Annotated in this window: 18 protein-coding genes; 12 read left to right on the forward strand and 6 right to left on the reverse strand. The window is 49.6% G+C overall.

Annotated elements, in window-relative coordinates:
• Positions 1-122: 122 nt before the first annotated feature.
• The 7 genes from galE to BLQ88_RS07225 are packed head-to-tail and all read left to right on the forward strand — an operon-like array spanning position 123 to position 7,284.
• Positions 123-1,142, forward strand: a complete 1,020-nt coding sequence (gene galE, locus BLQ88_RS07195) for a UDP-glucose 4-epimerase GalE (RefSeq protein WP_090148033.1) — start codon at positions 123-125, stop codon at positions 1,140-1,142.
• Positions 1,139-2,194, forward strand: coding sequence for a dTDP-glucose 4,6-dehydratase (gene rfbB, locus BLQ88_RS07200; RefSeq protein WP_090148035.1), 1,056 nt, complete (start codon positions 1,139-1,141; stop codon positions 2,192-2,194). The genes galE and rfbB overlap by 4 nt, the downstream gene beginning before the upstream one ends.
• 35 nt (positions 2,195-2,229) lie before the next feature.
• Positions 2,230-3,096, forward strand: a complete 867-nt coding sequence (rfbA, locus tag BLQ88_RS07205) for a glucose-1-phosphate thymidylyltransferase RfbA (RefSeq protein WP_090148036.1) — start codon at positions 2,230-2,232, stop codon at positions 3,094-3,096.
• 39 nt (positions 3,097-3,135) lie between these two features.
• A complete protein-coding gene (locus BLQ88_RS07210) occupies positions 3,136-3,777 on the forward strand; it encodes an O-methyltransferase (RefSeq protein WP_090148038.1) in 642 nt (213 codons plus the stop codon).
• Between the two features lie 33 nt (positions 3,778-3,810).
• Positions 3,811-6,357: a LysM peptidoglycan-binding domain-containing protein gene (locus tag BLQ88_RS07215; protein ID WP_090148039.1), complete on the forward strand. Its 2,547-nt coding sequence runs from the start codon at positions 3,811-3,813 to the stop codon at positions 6,355-6,357.
• Between the two features lie 11 nt (positions 6,358-6,368).
• Positions 6,369-6,968, forward strand: a complete 600-nt coding sequence (locus BLQ88_RS07220; protein ID WP_090148040.1) for a DUF3109 family protein — start codon at positions 6,369-6,371, stop codon at positions 6,966-6,968.
• Positions 6,952-7,284 carry an MGMT family protein gene (locus tag BLQ88_RS07225; RefSeq protein WP_090148041.1) on the forward strand — a complete coding sequence of 111 codons (333 nt, stop codon included), beginning with the start codon at positions 6,952-6,954 and terminating at the stop codon, positions 7,282-7,284. Before BLQ88_RS07220 ends, BLQ88_RS07225 begins: the two co-directional genes overlap by 17 nt.
• 56 nt (positions 7,285-7,340) lie before the next feature.
• On the opposite strand, the gene BLQ88_RS07230 is transcribed toward BLQ88_RS07225, so the two are convergent.
• From BLQ88_RS07230 to BLQ88_RS07240, 3 genes are all read right to left on the reverse strand, one after another.
• Positions 7,341-7,739 (reverse strand): hypothetical protein, encoded by a 399-nt coding sequence (locus tag BLQ88_RS07230; protein ID WP_090148042.1) that lies wholly within the window; start codon positions 7,737-7,739, stop codon positions 7,341-7,343.
• Between the two features lie 269 nt (positions 7,740-8,008).
• Positions 8,009-8,581, reverse strand: coding sequence for a hypothetical protein (locus BLQ88_RS07235; RefSeq protein ID WP_090148043.1), 573 nt, complete (start codon positions 8,579-8,581; stop codon positions 8,009-8,011).
• Between the two features lie 199 nt (positions 8,582-8,780).
• Positions 8,781-10,247, reverse strand: coding sequence for a sodium:solute symporter (locus BLQ88_RS07240; protein WP_090148044.1), 1,467 nt, complete (start codon positions 10,245-10,247; stop codon positions 8,781-8,783).
• A 106-nt stretch (positions 10,248-10,353) separates the two neighbouring features.
• On the opposite strand from BLQ88_RS07240, the gene BLQ88_RS07245 reads away from it, so the two are divergent.
• From BLQ88_RS07245 to BLQ88_RS07255, 3 genes are read left to right on the forward strand one after another with little or no spacing between them, the layout of a single operon-like run.
• On the forward strand, positions 10,354-10,629 hold the full coding sequence (locus BLQ88_RS07245) for an ATP-dependent Clp protease adaptor ClpS (protein ID WP_090148045.1): 276 nt from the start codon (positions 10,354-10,356) through the stop codon (positions 10,627-10,629).
• Between the two features lie 45 nt (positions 10,630-10,674).
• Positions 10,675-11,289, forward strand: a complete 615-nt coding sequence (recR, locus tag BLQ88_RS07250) for a recombination mediator RecR (protein WP_090148046.1) — start codon at positions 10,675-10,677, stop codon at positions 11,287-11,289.
• Between the two features lie 23 nt (positions 11,290-11,312).
• Complete coding sequence (locus BLQ88_RS07255) at positions 11,313-12,029, forward strand: superoxide dismutase (RefSeq protein WP_090148047.1); 717 nt, start codon at positions 11,313-11,315, stop codon at positions 12,027-12,029.
• 232 nt (positions 12,030-12,261) lie between these two features.
• On the opposite strand, the gene BLQ88_RS07260 is transcribed toward BLQ88_RS07255, so the two are convergent.
• Positions 12,262-13,605, reverse strand: a complete 1,344-nt coding sequence (locus BLQ88_RS07260; protein WP_229212609.1) for a tetratricopeptide repeat protein — start codon at positions 13,603-13,605, stop codon at positions 12,262-12,264.
• A gap of 140 nt (positions 13,606-13,745) precedes the next feature.
• Between BLQ88_RS07260 and BLQ88_RS07265 the strand changes: the two genes are divergently transcribed.
• Positions 13,746-14,321: a TlpA family protein disulfide reductase gene (locus tag BLQ88_RS07265; RefSeq protein ID WP_090148048.1), complete on the forward strand. Its 576-nt coding sequence runs from the start codon at positions 13,746-13,748 to the stop codon at positions 14,319-14,321.
• A 56-nt stretch (positions 14,322-14,377) separates the two neighbouring features.
• On the opposite strand, the gene azu is transcribed toward BLQ88_RS07265, so the two are convergent.
• On the reverse strand, positions 14,378-14,875 hold the full coding sequence (gene azu, locus BLQ88_RS07270; protein WP_090148049.1) for an azurin: 498 nt from the start codon (positions 14,873-14,875) through the stop codon (positions 14,378-14,380).
• A 96-nt stretch (positions 14,876-14,971) separates the two neighbouring features.
• Complete coding sequence (locus BLQ88_RS07275) at positions 14,972-15,574, reverse strand: hypothetical protein (protein ID WP_090148050.1); 603 nt, start codon at positions 15,572-15,574, stop codon at positions 14,972-14,974.
• A 103-nt stretch (positions 15,575-15,677) separates the two neighbouring features.
• On the opposite strand from BLQ88_RS07275, the gene sucD reads away from it, so the two are divergent.
• Positions 15,678-16,556 (forward strand): succinate--CoA ligase subunit alpha, encoded by an 879-nt coding sequence (gene sucD, locus BLQ88_RS07280; protein WP_015812376.1) that lies wholly within the window; start codon positions 15,678-15,680, stop codon positions 16,554-16,556.
• Positions 16,557-16,576 lie beyond the last annotated feature (20 nt).

Below are 16,576 nucleotides of genomic sequence, written 5' to 3' on the forward strand. Positions count from 1 at the left end.
ATAAAAACATTTTTTTTTAATGGACGTCAAATTTTCTACTTTTGCCCGGAAAAAAAGCGGTTTACAAACCGTTTTGAAGACCATCTATACCACCATATTCTCTTAAAAAACGCACATAACGCATGAAAATTCTCGTTACCGGAGGGGCCGGTTTTATCGGTTCCCATACCGTTGTAGAGTTGCACAATGCAGGGTTCGAACCGGTCATTATCGACAACCTGTACAACTCCAATCTCAACGTTTTAGAAGGAATCAAAAAGATCACCGGCAAGGAGTTTCCGTTCTACGAAATCGACTGCAATGATGCCGACAAGGTAAGGGCCTTGTTTGAAAAAGAAAAGTTCGACGGCGTAATCCACTTCGCCGCATACAAGGCTGTGGGTGAGTCGGTTGAAAAACCTTTGAACTACTACGAAAACAACCTCATTTCCTTGCTGGTGCTGCTTCGCGCGGCACAGGAATTCAATGTCGATAAGTTCGTATTCTCCTCCTCGTGTACGGTATACGGCCAGCCCGAAAAGCTGCCGGTAACCGAAAGCACGCCGCGCCTGCCGGCCAACTCGCCGTACGGCAACACCAAGGCGATCGCCGAGGACATTATCCGCGACCATGTGCATTCAAAGCCGGGCATCAAGGCAATTTCATTAAGATATTTCAACCCGATCGGCGCACACGAAACGTCGCTCATCGGCGAGCTGCCGAATGGTGTTCCGAGCAACCTGGTACCATTCATTACGCAAACCGCTGCGGGCCTGCGCAAGTCGCTTACCGTGTTCGGTGACGACTACAACACGCCCGACGGCACCTGTATCCGCGACTTCATCCACGTGGTAGACCTCGCAAAGGCGCACGTGAAGGCGCTCGACCTGCTCGAATCGCAGACGGATACTAACTATTATGATGTATTTAATGTAGGAACGGGCGAAGGTTATACCGTTTTGCAATTGATTAATACTTTTGAGGAAGTAAACGGCGTGAAACTCAACTATACCATCGGGCCACGCCGCGAAGGGGACGTAGAGCAGATTTACGCGCAGTCCGACAAAGTAAATAATGTAATGAAATGGCATGCCGAGAAAACCATGGCGGACGCATTGCGCGACGCGTGGAACTGGCAATTAAAACTTCAAGCTCAAAAATGAAAAAAATCTTGATTACGGGAGGAGCGGGTTTCATCGGCTCACATGTGGTTCGCCGGTTTGTCAACTTTCACCCGGAATATCATATATATAACCTCGACGCGCTTACGTACGCCGGTAACCTCGAAAACCTGCGCGACATTGAAAATGCGCCGAACTATACATTCGTCAAAGGCGATATCGTCGACGCGACGTTTATCGACAAGCTGTTCGCTGACAACGACTTTCACGGCGTGGTACACCTCGCGGCCGAAAGCCACGTGGACCGCTCGATTTCCGATCCGATGTCATTTGTGATGACGAATGTGGTGGGTACGGTAAATCTTTTGAATGCTGCTAAAAAAGCATGGAAAGACGATTTCAGCGACCGTCGTTTCTACCACGTTTCTACCGACGAGGTGTACGGTGAGCTGCACGATCCGGGCACATTCTTCCTGGAAACGACTTCATACGACCCACGCTCGCCGTATTCGGCTTCAAAAGCGTCTTCCGATCATTTTGTAAGGGCATACCATAACACTTACAAGCTGCCGGTAGTGATCTCGAACTGTTCGAACAACTACGGCCCGAACCATTTCCCCGAAAAGCTGATCCCGCTGATGATCCACAATATCATCCAGCAAAAACCACTTCCGGTTTACGGAAAAGGTGAAAATATCCGTGACTGGTTGTTCGTGGAAGACCATGCGATCGCGATCGACGTGATTTTCCACAAAGGCGCCAATGGTGATACATACAATATCGGCGGCCACAACGAATGGAAGAACATCGACCTCGTGCATTTGCTTTGCGAGATCATGGACCGAAAGCTTGGCCGCGGAGAAGGTGAAAGCGTGAAACTGATCACTTACGTAACCGACCGTGCCGGACATGACCTGCGTTACGCGATCGACGCCACCAAATTGTCGGAAGAACTGGACTGGAAACCTTCATTGCAATTCGCGGAAGGCCTGGAAAGAACGGTTGACTGGTACCTGACCAATCAGGACTGGCTGAACAACGTGACTTCCGGCAACTACCAGAAATATTATGACGAAATGTACCAGGATCGTTAATCCGGCCATTTCCTTACTCAATTGAAACTCTATTTATGAAAGGCATTATTCTGGCCGGCGGTTCCGGTACGAGGTTACATCCGCTTACATTAGCGGTAAGCAAGCAGCTCATGCCGGTTTACGACAAGCCGATGATCTATTACCCGCTGTCGATACTGATGCTGGCGGGTATCCGCGAAATCCTGATCATTTCGACACCGCACGACCTGCCGCATTTCGAAAAACTGCTCGGCGACGGCAGCCGCCTGGGTTGCGAATTTACCTATGCGGTACAACCTAGCCCGGATGGCCTGGCGCAAGCATTCATTATCGGCGAGGAATTTATTGGCGACGATAAGGTTGCATTGATCCTCGGCGACAATATCTTCTACGGATCGGGCCTTTCGACATTGCTCCAATCCAACAACGACCCCGACGGCGGTGTAATTTTCGCCTACCAGGTACATGATCCCGAGCGTTACGGCGTTGTAGAGTTCGACAAAGACAATCATGTGATTTCCATTGAAGAAAAGCCGGTTGAACCCAAATCCAACTATGCGGTGCCGGGCTTATACTTCTACGACAACGATGTGGTGGAAATCGCGAAAACTATCCCTCCTTCCCCCCGCGGCGAGCTCGAAATCACGGATGTGAACCGGGTATACCTCGAACGCGGCAAATTGAAAGTAGGTGTCCTCAACCGCGGCACGGCATGGCTCGATACGGGTACATTCCAGTCGCTCATGCAGGCCGGGCAGTTTGTTCAGGTAATCGAAGAACGCCAGGGTTTAAAAGTGGGCTGCATTGAGGAGATCGCGTACCGCATGGGCTTTATTAATGCAGAACAACTGCGTGAAATTGCCCGGCCATTGCTGAAAAGCGGCTACGGTACTTATCTGGAACGCATTGTAGCGAACGCCTGACGGCCAGTCGCATCCGGGATTAGCACATATTATATTCGAATGAAGTTTTTGGTAGAGGAAATAGAAGAATATTCCGAGGCCCACACGGAAGATGAGAATGCATTGCTGAAATCCCTTAACCGGGACACACATGCCAACGTTCTCAGCCCCCGTATGCTCTCCGGACATATGCAGGGGAGGTTTCTTTCGATGATTTCCAGGATGATCCGGCCCGACCGCATCCTGGAAATCGGTACGTATACGGGCTATTCGGGCATTTGCCTCGCCGAAGGCCTCAACCCCGGCGGCAAGCTCGTCACCATCGATGTGAACGAGGAACTTGAAAGTTTCACCAGGCGCTATTTCGACCAGACGCCTTTCAAAGATCAGATCGACTACCGCATCGGCAATGCGCTGGATATCATTCCGACGCTTACCGACACATTCGACATCGTTTTTATCGATGCGGATAAAATCAATTATTCTGCTTATTTTAACCTCTGCCTCGACAAAACCCGCACAGGCGGCTTTCTTATAGCCGATAATGTGCTCTGGAGTGGCAAAGTCGTGGAACAGTTGAAAAAAAATGATAAAGACACGCAGGCATTGCTGGATTTCAACCGGATGGTGCACGAAGATCCCCGGGTTTCCAACATACTGCTACCAATCCGCGACGGATTGATGATTCTTCAAAAATTATAGTACTCAATAGTCCAGGCGAGCATTTACTTTTTTATGGCCAGAACTTCCATTAACAACATCATCTCTTTTGTTACCGTCCTGCTGCTGACTGCCCATGCAGTTATCGCGCAGGCCCCCGAAATCCCGTCCAGCGTCTCATTCGGCGGCATTACCGTCAAGTTCGATAGAGGTGCGCAGGATATTATCGAGGAAGACGTCAAAAGTCTGATGTCGAACCGGAAATTCTGGGAAGAAAAAATGGACCGGGCCATTATGCACTTCCCTATCGTGGAGGGCATTCTGATGGACGAAGAGGTTCCGATCGATTTCAAATACCTGGCTGTTCAGGAAAGCTCTTTCCGTCCCGACGTCGTTTCGAGCTCGAATGCGGTAGGTTACTGGCAGTTCAAACCCGAAACGGCACGCGAACTGAACCTGCGTGTGGATAATGATGTGGATGAGAGAAAGAATATCAGCTCGTCAACACACGCCGCAGCATGGTACCTTAAAAAGAACAACCAGCAGTTCAACAACTGGGTAACGACATTGTATTCCTATTACCAGGGTGCGGGCGGTGTAAAAAAAGTGGTTCCCGCGAGCTGGGCATACGCACGCGAAGTGACGCTCACCGGCAAAACCGACCGCTATATGCTCCGCTTTTTTGCCCACAAAATCGCATTGGAAGCCGGTATCGAGCGATATAAGTCGCCGAATGCCTATGTTTTGATGGAATCCGATTACGGCAAAGGCCAGTCGCTCGACGAGATTGCGAAATCACTTGGCGTTCCGGCTGCCGAGCTGAAAAACCATAACAAATGGCTCAACGACGACAAAATCCCGAACGACCGTGAATACCTTGTAACATTGCCTGTGCCGGTAGACCAGGTAGCGTCTGTTCGTGAAAAGCTTTCTCTGCCTGCTCACCAGACGGCGGTTGCTTCCGTTTACGAAGACACTGGTTATCCCGTATTGAAAAAGTCCGCTGTTCAACTGGAAGAGCCTAATTCGCCCACACTTTACGAAATCAATGGCTTACCGGGTATCGAGGCCCGCGCCGGCGACAAGCCTAAAACACTGGCCAAAGCAGCGGGCATTCGCACGCCCCGCTTCATGCGCTATAATGACCTGCTGGCAGATATGCCGCTCGTTCCGGGACAAGTATACTATTTGTCGCGGAAACACAGAAAAGCCGACACGCCCTCGCACGTGGCACGCCCCGGCGATACATGGCTGAGCGTTTCGCAACAATATGGTCTCCGGTTGGTAAGCCTTTTGAAATTCAACAGAACCACGAGCCGCAACTACCCTATCCAGACCGGACAGGTGCTTTTCCTGACCAAAAAACGTCCGCGCAAGCAGCCGATCGAGATCATCGCCCCACCGCAACCAACTGCACCTGCTAAAAAGGATTCAGTCATCGCTGTTGTGCCTCAAAAAACGCCGGCGGCGGCCACTACATCACCCGCTGCATCGAATAACGACATTCCCAGCAATCCGTCGGGCCGGAAGAAATACACGCCTGTTTTGGTTGAAAAAAGTGAAAGCAGCGTAACAAAAGAAACCGAGCCTGCTGCGGCACCTGCCGGAGCCGCTGTTGCGGGAGCTGCTTCATCAGCCGGGAAAACTGCCGGAAATGCAGCGGGGTTGTACAAACCTTCCGGCAAAAGCAACGCAGGAACGCCTACACCTGCCGCGGGAACGCCCGCCGCAGGGACGCCTGCCGCAAACACCAACGACCGTGTCGTGATCATTACCCAGGACGATACGAACAGCACATTTAAATCAACCGAAGAGGAGAAACCTGCTGCTAAGGCTGCTACGCCGGGCAAAGTTGTAACGCCAAACACTACGCGTACGACCGCCTCGTCCGGCTCTGTGTACACACGTATGCGTGCAGAACGTGCGGCGGAAGGTGAAAGTGAGACTCCGGCTAAGAAAGAAAATGAGCCTGCCAAATGGAGCAATGACGAGGAGAAAACCGAGGCAACAGCACCAGCGGCGACGAGCTACCATACCGTGCAGTCGGGCGACACGTATTTCGGCATTGCCAGCAAATACAACCTGTCGTTGCGTGAATTGCTGACGCTCAATAACCGTTCGGCGCAAAGCCGCCTGGTAACGGGCCAGCGACTAATCGTTTCGAAATCTGGTGAAGCAGCTGCACCGGCGGCCCCAACCAAAGTAGCTGTGGAACGCCCCGCTCCTGCTTCGACATTCAAAACGCCCGAGGAAATCAAGCAAGAAACCAGGCTTGCCGCCACGCCCGGCAGCGAATTTCATACAGTTCAGAGCGGACAGACCTATTACAGCATTTCAAAAGCTTACGGCATTTCCATCAAAGAACTGCTTGACTTAAATAACCTGAGCGATTCGGACCGTTTGAAATCGGGTCAGAAGCTGCGTGTGAAAAAAGGCGAAGGTGGTGAATCGACTGCCGAAAGCCAGCCCGCCGGTGCACAAACGCATACGGTGGCGCCCGGTGAAACGCTTTTCCGCATTTCCCAAATCTACCATATCAGTGTGGACGATATCAAGAAATTAAACAATATGTCCGGAAATAGTGTTATGGTGGGACAAAAACTTAAAATACCTCAGCAATAAGCTGTTCCATTATGATTCTCATTGAAAATACGTGCGTTAGCGACGACATCGAAGACCAGGAGTTTGTCTGTAACCTGGACAAATGCAAGGGTGCATGTTGTGTGGAGGGAGATTCCGGCGCACCGCTGGATGAGGATGAGCTCGCAATTCTCGATGAGATTTATCCCGAAGTAGAGCCCTACCTCACCGAAGCCGGCAAAAAAGTGATCGCCGCCGAAGGCACCTGGACCAAAGACTGGGACGGCGACTACGTGACGCCGATCATCAACGGCCGCGAATGCGCTTATGCTATTTACGACCAGAAAGGCATTCTCAAATGCGGCATTGAGGAAGCTTACAATGATGGTAAGATCAGTTATAAAAAGCCGCTTTCCTGCCATTTGTATCCGATCAGGGTTACGAAATACGAACAGTACCACGCGCTCAACTACGACCGCTGGGAAATATGCAGCCCTGCGTGCAGCCTGGGCCAGCAATTGAAAGTACCGGTTTACAAATTCCTGAAAGATCCCCTGATCCGTGCTTACGGCGAGGATTGGTACCGCCAGCTTTCCGACGAAATCGACGAGAGACAACAAGCCCGCGCCAACGAGCATGAAAAAGGGGAATGACTTTTTCAATGACGTTTACGACGTGGTAAGGCAAATTCCCGCAGGCCGTGCCACTTCTTACGGCGCCATTGCCGCGTATCTTGGCAACAAGCGGGGCGCAAGGCAAGTAGGCTGGGCAATGGGCAGCAGCTATACCGAAGACGGCATTCCGGCACACCGCGTGGTGAACAAAGCGGGAGAACTCAGCGCCAGCCAGCTCTTTGAAACACCTACTACCATGCAGGAACGCCTCGAAAGCGAAGGTGTGAAGGTAGCAAACAACCGGATCGTCGACTGGGCAGAATGCTTTTGGGATCCTGAAAAAGAATTACATTGAATTAAAAAATCCCGGCCTTCGAAAAAGACCGGGATTTTTTATGGATTCAGCATTCATCATTGCAGCGAGATCATTTTGGAACTGGTGCTCTCGATGTTCACTTCCTTTACCTTTTTGTCTTTTTTGTGCGACAGCTCGAAATAGTAAGTTCCGTCGCCCATTTCGTCGAGGTTGAACACGCGGCGGTATTTCGTATCGCGGTCGTTGAACACTTCCGAGTAGAAGATTTTACCGGCTTTGTCTTTAAGCACCACACGTAGTCTTTCATTTGCACTTTTGTCAACCGAGAGGCGCACTTTGTTGCTGTCCCCGATTCTGTACAATGCAGCGTCAAAAGTTACCGCGCTGGCGGTCTCTTTTTCTTCTTTGTTTTTCTTTTTGTCAGCCGCAAAAGATGTGAAAGACAATGTGAGCGCGAAGGCGCTGGTCAGGATGGAAGCAATTGAGATTTTCATGGCTAATAAGTATTTAAAGTTTGGCTCTGTACAATCGCACAGTTGACTTTAAATAAAAAAAGGATGTGCCAAACGTGGTTTTCATAAACCAAACGCCGGCACATCCTACTTTTAATACACTGACAGTGAGTAGATTACATTTATTTTCAAAAAACTTTCAACTACTTCGTGACCGGTAGCTGGCTGTTCGGTACCGAACATTTGTGCCTGAAACCGAACGCGTTATAGGCGGCACGCGGGCGTGTTGCACGTGGCCGTGTTGCATGGGGTCAAATTTTTCCTCTGCTTTCGTTGGCAATCTTCTGGATCATCGGCAGCCTGCTGGCGGGTATCGGGTGGCGATAATCCCAGAATGCCGACACGCAGACGATCTTCCATTCACCGCCGATCTTTTCAAGCAGCCTTACCTCTTTGCTATGGTGAAAATTCTTCTCGGATTTATCGCTGTTGAACTGGTCCCAGGTAAGGTAAGCGACATCATCGTCATAAAATTTGAAAATCATATTCTTACGCTCCACGATCGGGTGGCTGGATACCGGTTCAGGGTTCGACTGGATGTATTTACCTACCTGCTTGTTGATATCCGTCCAACCTACATTCGAATCGAACGTACCGTCATCATTACTCCAAGCCTGAAATGCATAGTCGGTTTGCGCATAATTCGATTTCCAGGCATTGAAATCCCGGGCGAAAAATGACTTTGTTTCATTTTCTATGACTGCTTTAATGGCTTGTTTCTCTTTTTCCAGATTGGCTTGACGGGCAGCTTCCTCCTCTTTGGCTTTATCCTTGCACGAAACACATAGTATAAAGCCCAACAAAATGACTGACAGTGTTTTCATATTGCAAAAGTTTAGTTTGTTAAATAAATAACCGAACTCAATCTTTCAACGAAACATCCATCAAATAGCGTGAAATACACACCTGATTTTATCAGAAAGTTAATATTTTTTTGGATATATGCAAGAAAAAACCCTGGAATTGTGTAACCGTTTCCAGGGTTTTTGAATCTTAATATTTTGCAAAGAAAATGCCGGCTGTTTATGCCTGGGGCACATATCGTTTCCCGGCGCGGTCGTGTAGTAACCAGAGGCCTATGAAAGTAATCAACCCATTGATAATGAGCCTTTCGAATCCAAATTTATAGCCATTGAACCACTCGGCGGAATGGTCATTGATAATGTAGGTCAATATCGGGGCAAGAATGCAGACGAACGGAACGAAGCGGTCCTTCACCGGCCGTTTGAGGAATGCTCCGAAAGAGAATAATCCAAGCAGCGGCCCGTAAGTGTAACCCGCCAGGTCGAATACCGCCGTGATCACTTCCTTATTATTCATCCGGTTGAAAATCAGGATCACCAGGTAGAAAACTACCGAGAAGCCCACATGCACCCAGAACTTGATCGACGACCGCTTTTCTTCCGGGCGCTTTTCGATATTCATAAAATCGATACAGAATGCGGTCGTCAGTGCGGTAAGCGCCGAATCGGAGCTCGCATAAGTAGCCGCGGTAATCCCGAGCAGGAACGTAATGCCTACCACCAATCCGAGGTGGTTCAATGCGAGCATTGGGTAGAAATCGTCCGTTTTCGGAGTTGTGGGAATACCTTGCGCCTCAGCATATACGTAAAGCAATGCGCCAAGCGAGAGGAAAAGGAAGTTGACGATCACGAGAACCACCACAAACCAGAACATGTTCTTCTGCGCCTCACCGATGTTTTTACAGGTAAGGTTCTTCTGCATTAAATCCTGGTCGAGGCCCGTCATCACAATGGCGATGAACACACCGGCGAAGAACTGTTTGAAGAAGTTTTTGGGGTCGTTGGTGTCCCAGTAGAATATTTTGGAATACCCGCTCTTTTGAACGCTGGTCCAGATATCGCCTATCCCGTTCAAATTCAGCTCGCTGGAAACCAGTATGATTGTCAAAATCACCGCGGTTATGAGGAAAAACGTTTGCAGCGTGTCCGTCACGATAATCGTCTTGACCCCGCCTTTGAATGTATAAATCCAGATCAGGAATATCGTAATCGCCACCGCCACTTCGAATGGAACACCCAGCGGCTTGAACAATGCGAGTTGCAGCACCTGCGCGGCCACGTACAGGCGCACGGCCGACCCTATCGTGCGCGAGAGCAGGAAAAAGCCCGAACCGGTTTTGTATGACCAGAAACCGAACCGCTGTTCGAGGTAGGAATAAATGGAAATCAAATTCAGCCGGTAATAGAGCGGCATCAGCACCGTACCTATCACAAAGTAGCCGAGAATGTACCCGATCACCACCTGGAAGTATGAAAACTGGATATTCGCCACGGCGCCCGGCACCGACACGAACGTGACGCCCGACAGCGAAGTACCGATCATCCCGAACGCCACCAGGTACCACGGCGACTGCCGGTTGGCGGTAAAAAAAGTGTTGGTATCCGCTCCCCTGGAAGTAAAAATGGACACTGTGATCAGCATTCCAAAATAAACTACCAGTATCGCCAGGGATATGTAAGGGTTCATTAAAGTGGGTATTTGGGGATTCAGGAGTGGATTAAAAGGCGCTTAAAAGCTTCGGATAGTCTCCGTTTTTAATTAGATTTGCTAATCAAACAGAAATTTGGTTGTTATGCAAGCGCTCACAGAAACAGAGCTGGAAATTCTGGAAGAAACCGTAGATACGGATATTAAAAAGCTGGTTATCTACAATGACGACGTGAATACCTTCGATTGGGTGATCGATACGCTGATCGAAGTTTGCGGTCACAGCAACGAGCAAGCCGAACAATGCACGATTATTATCCATTACAAAGGCAAATGCTCCGTCAAGGAAGGATCTTTCGAAGAGCTGGCCGGGATGCGGAACGAAATTTGCCGGAGAGGCATTTCAGCGGAGGTGCACTAAGCTGCCCAGCCTTCGCCAAGCATCATCAACACTCAGCATCTTCTCATGAACTACCCCTCACGTCTTATTGAGGAAGCCGTCTCCGAAATTTCCCGTCTGCCGGGAATAGGCAAAAAAACCGCATTGCGCCTGGCACTGCATTTGCTGAAAAGAGACGAGGAGCAAACCCGCTCGCTGTCCGATGCATTGCTGAACATGCGTACCAAAACTACCTACTGCACCCGCTGCCACAACATCGCCGACGACGTACTTTGCAACATTTGCAGCAATAACAAGCGCGACCAGACGATTATTTGCGTGGTGGTGGACACGCGCGACGTATTGGCGATCGAATCGACCAACCAGTACCGCGGCTTGTATCATGTGCTCGGCGGCATTATCTCGCCGCTGGAAGGTATCGGTCCGTCCGATCTCGAAATCGACTCATTATTGTCGAGAATTGAAAAACAGGAGGGGGACGAGGCGGTTCAGGAAGTGATATTGGCATTAAGCCCTACTATGGAAGGCGATACCACCGCTTTTTACCTGCAAAAAAGGCTGAAAGTTACGGGCGTCAAGATAAGCACTATCGCAAGAGGTATCCCCATTGGCGGAGACCTGGAATATGCGGACGAGATCACACTCGGCCGCAGCATTGTAAGCCGGGTGGCTTACGATTAACACTAAACACTTGATGTACTATTATGAATAGAACAGACTTTTTGAAGACACTCGCCGGCAGCGCACTGACTGTTAGCGCATTGGCTGAGCAATCAATCGCCGGGGCGTCGTCTAATACCATACTCGCGGAAACCGCGCCATTCAAGCAAGCCCCGCTACCTTACGATTTCGGCGCATTGGAGCCAAGCATCGATAAGCTGACAATGGAAATCCACTACGGCAAGCACCACGCGGCTTATGTCAAAAATCTCAACGACGCTGTAAAAGGAACCGAATGGGAGAAAAAATCCCTTGAAGATATTATTAAAGGGATCAGCAAAGCGCCTGCGGCCATCCGCAACAACGGCGGCGGACATTGGAACCACACTTTCTTCTGGGAAGTAATGGGCCCGAAAAAAACCGCAGCTCCCACCGGCGCCGTAGCCGACGCGATCAATGGCCAGTTCGGTTCATTCGATAAATTCAAAGAAGAGTTCGGCAAAGCCGCAGCTACCCGTTTCGGATCAGGCTGGGCATGGCTCGTAGCCAAAGATGGTAAACTCGCCGTAGGCTCGACGCCCAACCAGGATAACCCATTGATGGATGTTTCCGATTTCAAAGGAACGCCCATCCTCGGCATCGACGTTTGGGAACACGCCTACTACCTCCATTACCAAAACAAACGCCCGGATTATGTGAAGGCATTCTGGGATGTGGTAAACTGGGATAAAGTGGCTGAGAATTTGAAGAAAGCTAAGTAAGGAGGAAAGGGAGGAAGGAGGAAGGGGAGGAATGGCGATGCCGGTATGCTGGTGCAAATTTCTGATTTGTACTTACTATTTGAAGGCCTCCGGCCGGACTATACTGCAAAACGATCTTGCGGTATTGCCGGCCAGAGGCCTTCGAATATGTAGTCACGAAGGGAAGACCTTCGCGCCATTTTGCGCTTACTAGCATTCCATCCTCCCTTTCCTCCATCCTCCCTTTTCTCCTCTAATTACAATACGCCCCAATAACCTTATAAGCCTGCTGATACCCCAGCTCTCCCGCCTTACTCAAATCAAGACAGCCGTCGTTGATCTCTCCCAGGCTATTTTTCACAATACCTCTCAAATAATACGCCTCCGGATAATCCGAACGTAGTTTAATGGAACTGGTAAAATCCAGCACTGCACCCATTTGGTCGCCAGATGCGGAACGGATCATGGCGCGTGAGAAGTAGGCATTGGAATAAGTCGGGTTGAGCTCGACGGCCGTTGTGAGATCGGACATGGCCCCTTTGAGTTCTCCTACCCGCGATTTCGCGATCGCGCGTACGTAATATGCCTCCGCGCGCTCGTTCGTGAGGTTATCTATTTTGACATTAATCTGCACCTGGTCGCGCAGTTCGTCGAGTTTTTCCTTGTTGATTTTGCCTGTATAAGCATTCTTTTTCGGATCGCCGGTATAAGCGTTTTTTACTTCGATTGACCTGGACAAATCGGCAATGGCACCGCGCGGATCATTCAGCTTACCTCTCGCGAAACCGCGGCCGTAGTAGGCATTGTAGTTTTCAGGATCGAGCTGAATGGTTTTGTCAAAATCGATGATCGCTCCCTGGTAATCTTCCTGTTTGGTTTTGGCTAAACCTCTGTTGTTATAATATTCGCTGTCATTCGGGCTTAGCTCGATGGCACGGGTAAAATCCGCTGCGGCACCCTGGTAATCTCCAAGTTCGAGTTTGGCGAGGCCTCTTCCTGCATAGGCACCGGTTCTTTTAGGGCTTAGTTCAATTACGCGTGTAAAGTCGGCCAGGCTGCCTGCATACTCCTGCAAATCCTGCTTGCAATTTCCCCTGGCATACAATGCGGCGAGCTCGTCGGGATTCAGAGCCAATGCATGGTCGAGGTCGATCAATGCATTCCGGTGGTTTTTCAGTTTGGCATAACTCACACCACGATTGTAGTACGTTTTGGGCTCTTCCGGGTTGAGTTCAATGGATTTGGAATAATCATCGATCGCCGAGCGAAAATCCTCCTGCAAACTTTTGCTCACACCCCGGCTTTGGTAGTAAAGCGCCTCTTTGGGGTTCAGCTCGATGGCCTTGTCGTAATCGCCCATCGCGCCGCGGTAATCTTTGAGATTGGCTTTGGCGAGCCCCCGGTTGAAATAGCTGGGCGCATGATCGGGACTCATGGAAATTACAGTCGTATAGGCTTGCATTGCCCCATTAAAATCACCTGTGCCGGCTTTGGTATTACCGTCTTCAAAATATTCGGCAGCTGAACGTTGGGCGAAGGCAGGGCAGTAAAAGGTAAGCGCAAGGAGAAATGAAATGCCAGTAAATTGAAGTCTCATGAATGTAAACCTTTTCCTCAAATCGATGTTTTTTAAATAGTGTATAAAAGTATTCAAATTCCGAGTCAGCATCAAAAAAAGAAAAGCCCTATTTTTGGAAAGGCTCGTATCCACATCCAATCACCAGAACTACACCAGTTATGTCGTCAACCGCCAAAAAACTATCGCTCATTCTACTCCTGGTAATCGCCGGGGCGGCTGTTTATTTTGTATTTTTCAAATCGCCCGTGCAGGAGAACAGCCCGGTTGCAGGAACGGCTGCCGCGGGATCGCCCGGCGCGGAAACGCCTGCCGAGGGAACGCCCTCCCAGGAATCGGTGTACCTGCCGCTTACGGATCTGACGGGCAAAGAAGTGACCATGGACGAAAACAAAATTGCATTCGTGAACGTGTGGGCGACCTGGTGCGGGCCGTGTAATATGGAAATGCCCGGCATTCAGACATTGTACAATAAATATAAAGACCATAACAAAGTCGCCTTCTACATCATCTCCGACGAAGATGCAGAAACCGTGAACCCGTTCATCGCACGCAAAGGGTACCAGCTGCCATTCTACCAGTATGCAGGTCCCTACCCTTCACAGCTCGACGGCAATGCAATCCCGCGGACGTACATTATATATAAGGGCAAGATACTCGCGGAGGAAATAGGCGCTTCGCAATGGGACCGCCCGGAAGTGATCGAATTGATCGAGAAGCAATTGGCCGAGATATAAAACAGAAAAGGCGTCACACAAATGCGTGACGCCTTTTATATGAATTTCAGGTTCGCTTATTCAACGATGAAGCTACCTTTCATCAGCGCGTAGTGGCCTGGGAAGCTGCAAATGTAGGTGTAAGTTCCTTTTGCAGGAGCTGTGAACTCGATCGTATCGCTTTCACCACCGCCTACCAGTTTGGTATGCGCAAGAATGCTCGCTTTTTCTGATGCAGGGATGTAATCTGTTTCTCTCGCAGCAGCAGCTTTCGATCCGAATGCAGCTACGTCGGTACCTGGTTTCAGAAGCACCCAGTTGTGGCCCATAGCAGCTTTGGCGAGTTTACCCGAGTGAGTCAGGGTCAATTTCACTTTCTGACCAGCTTTCACTTTGATCTCTTTCAGGTCGAACTGCATTGCATCACTTCCTTTGATCACGATCGTCTTAGCTTGCTTCACATCGCTTGCTACTTCTTTTGCAGGAGATATTTTAGCCGAAACAGGGTTCAATGTAACTGCTCCGAAAGCCAAAACAGAGGCAAGAAGCATTACGCCATACTTGGTCCTTTTCATATTCTGAGTATTAGTAAACTTGTGTTGGTTAAGATTAACTGGTGCAATTTACGACACGCGCTCCGAAAAATGCAATCCATTAACAATTGTTTGAACTTAAAAAAGGATCTTGTACTGGTCGCGCACGGCCCTGCCCACGCAAATGACCGATAACACCATCATGTAGTGGTTGATATCCACCGGGTCCATAGGCAATGGCAGCTTTCCCGACTTGGTCGAAAGCGCCAGCAGCATCATCGAAAACAAGGTCCATAATGCGCTCTTCTGGCGGTTGGCAAGCCCCACGCAAGAGATGAGCAATGTTACCAGAATGCAAAAAGCTTTGATGATCAGGCCCACATATTCCACCCGAAACCAGGTGATGCAGTACAGCAGCAACGTGCCCAGCCCCACCGTTGACCAAAACAGGAACGAGCCGCTTTCATACCGCATGATGAGGCACCACGAGGCCGTTACCAGGCACAGCGCGCCCAGCGTCATCTCCCCTGCTTCGAATACTTCATGGGCCATCGCCAGCCCTTCCACACCGGCATAAAACAGGAGATCGGTAAAAGCGACGAGCGCGATACTCCCGAAGAAAATGCCCCAGAGCCACCGCACTAAAACCTGCTGTTGCCTGAAATACCGGGCAAAGACAAATAAACTGGTGATCGCCAAAACGAGGTTGGAAAATATATGTGGATTAAGAAATATGTTCATAAACAGCCATCATGATGTCAAAAAAGCAATTTACAAATTATGCCTACATTTTGCTACTTCGTGCTTTTCGTCCTACTTTTACCGAAAAAACTGATTTACCAACATGAGCGTTTTAGTTAATAAAAACTCCAAGATTATAGTTCAGGGATTTACCGGTTCGGAGGGCTCGTTCCACGCCCAGCAAATGATTGAATACGGTACGAATGTCGTAGGTGGTGTTACGCCTGGCAAAGGTGGGCTTTCTCATTTGGAAAGACCTGTTTTTAATACAGTTGACCTTGCCGTACGCGCTACCGGTGCAGACGTTTCGATCATTTTTGTTCCACCGGCTTTCGCTGCCGACGCGATCATGGAAGCTGCTGATGCTGGTATCGGCGTTATCGTTTGTATCACCGAAGGTATTCCTACCAAAGACATGATGCAGGCAAAAGAATATATCAAAGGCAAAAACACGCGCCTCATCGGCCCTAACTGCCCTGGAATTATCACTGCGGAAGAATGTAAAGTAGGTATCATGCCTGGTTTCATCTTCAAAAAAGGAACGATCGGTCTCGTATCGAAATCCGGAACACTTACTTACGAAGCGGTAGATCAGCTTTCACGCGCCGGATTGGGCCAAACTACGGCAATCGGTATCGGCGGTGACCCTATTATCGGTACTACTACCAAAGAAGCGGTAGAGCTGCTGATGAACGACGACGAAACGGAAGCGATCGTAATGATCGGTGAAATTGGCGGAAGCATGGAAGCGGACGCTGCTGCATACATCAAATCTACCGGTAACAAAAAGCCTGTTGTAGGTTTCATCGCCGGCCAGACTGCTCCGAAAGGACGTCGCATGGGCCACGCGGGTGCGATCATCGGCGGCGCTGATGATACTGCGGAAGCGAAAATCAGAATTATGAAAGAGTCGGGCATCTTCGTGGCAGAATCTCCTGCATTGATCGGCGAAACGATGCTTCTTGCACTTGGAAAGAAATAATCATTGCTAACTGACTTTGA

The sequence above is a fragment of the Dyadobacter soli genome, assembly GCF_900101885.1.
GTDB classification, from domain to species: Bacteria; Bacteroidota; Bacteroidia; order Cytophagales; family Spirosomataceae; genus Dyadobacter; species Dyadobacter soli.

Bases quoted from the DNA above. Each gene is read 5' to 3' on its own strand.
- BLQ88_RS07235 (WP_090148043.1), bottom strand. From the start codon at position 8,581: ATGAAAACACTGTCAGTCATTTTGTTGGGCTTTATACTATGTGTTTCG.
- BLQ88_RS07225 (WP_090148041.1), top strand. From the start codon at position 6,952: ATGAAAAAGGGGAATGACTTTTTCAATGACGTTTACGACGTGGTAAGG.
- rfbB (WP_090148035.1), top strand. From the start codon at position 1,139: ATGAAAAAAATCTTGATTACGGGAGGAGCGGGTTTCATCGGCTCACAT.
- rfbA (WP_090148036.1), top strand. From the start codon at position 2,230: ATGAAAGGCATTATTCTGGCCGGCGGTTCCGGTACGAGGTTACATCCG.
- BLQ88_RS07230 (WP_090148042.1), bottom strand. From the start codon at position 7,739: ATGAAAATCTCAATTGCTTCCATCCTGACCAGCGCCTTCGCGCTCACA.
- galE (WP_090148033.1), top strand. From the start codon at position 123: ATGAAAATTCTCGTTACCGGAGGGGCCGGTTTTATCGGTTCCCATACC.
- sucD (WP_015812376.1), top strand. From the start codon at position 15,678: ATGAGCGTTTTAGTTAATAAAAACTCCAAGATTATAGTTCAGGGATTT.
- azu (WP_090148049.1), bottom strand. From the start codon at position 14,875: ATGAAAAGGACCAAGTATGGCGTAATGCTTCTTGCCTCTGTTTTGGCT.
- recR (WP_090148046.1), top strand. From the start codon at position 10,675: ATGAACTACCCCTCACGTCTTATTGAGGAAGCCGTCTCCGAAATTTCC.
- BLQ88_RS07215 (WP_090148039.1), top strand. From the start codon at position 3,811: ATGGCCAGAACTTCCATTAACAACATCATCTCTTTTGTTACCGTCCTG.
- BLQ88_RS07255 (WP_090148047.1), top strand. From the start codon at position 11,313: ATGAATAGAACAGACTTTTTGAAGACACTCGCCGGCAGCGCACTGACT.
- BLQ88_RS07240 (WP_090148044.1), bottom strand. From the start codon at position 10,247: ATGAACCCTTACATATCCCTGGCGATACTGGTAGTTTATTTTGGAATG.
- BLQ88_RS07245 (WP_090148045.1), top strand. From the start codon at position 10,354: ATGCAAGCGCTCACAGAAACAGAGCTGGAAATTCTGGAAGAAACCGTA.
- BLQ88_RS07220 (WP_090148040.1), top strand. From the start codon at position 6,369: ATGATTCTCATTGAAAATACGTGCGTTAGCGACGACATCGAAGACCAG.
- BLQ88_RS07210 (WP_090148038.1), top strand. From the start codon at position 3,136: ATGAAGTTTTTGGTAGAGGAAATAGAAGAATATTCCGAGGCCCACACG.
- BLQ88_RS07275 (WP_090148050.1), bottom strand. From the start codon at position 15,574: ATGAACATATTTCTTAATCCACATATATTTTCCAACCTCGTTTTGGCG.
- BLQ88_RS07265 (WP_090148048.1), top strand. From the start codon at position 13,746: ATGTCGTCAACCGCCAAAAAACTATCGCTCATTCTACTCCTGGTAATC.
- BLQ88_RS07260 (WP_229212609.1), bottom strand. From the start codon at position 13,605: ATGAGACTTCAATTTACTGGCATTTCATTTCTCCTTGCGCTTACCTTT.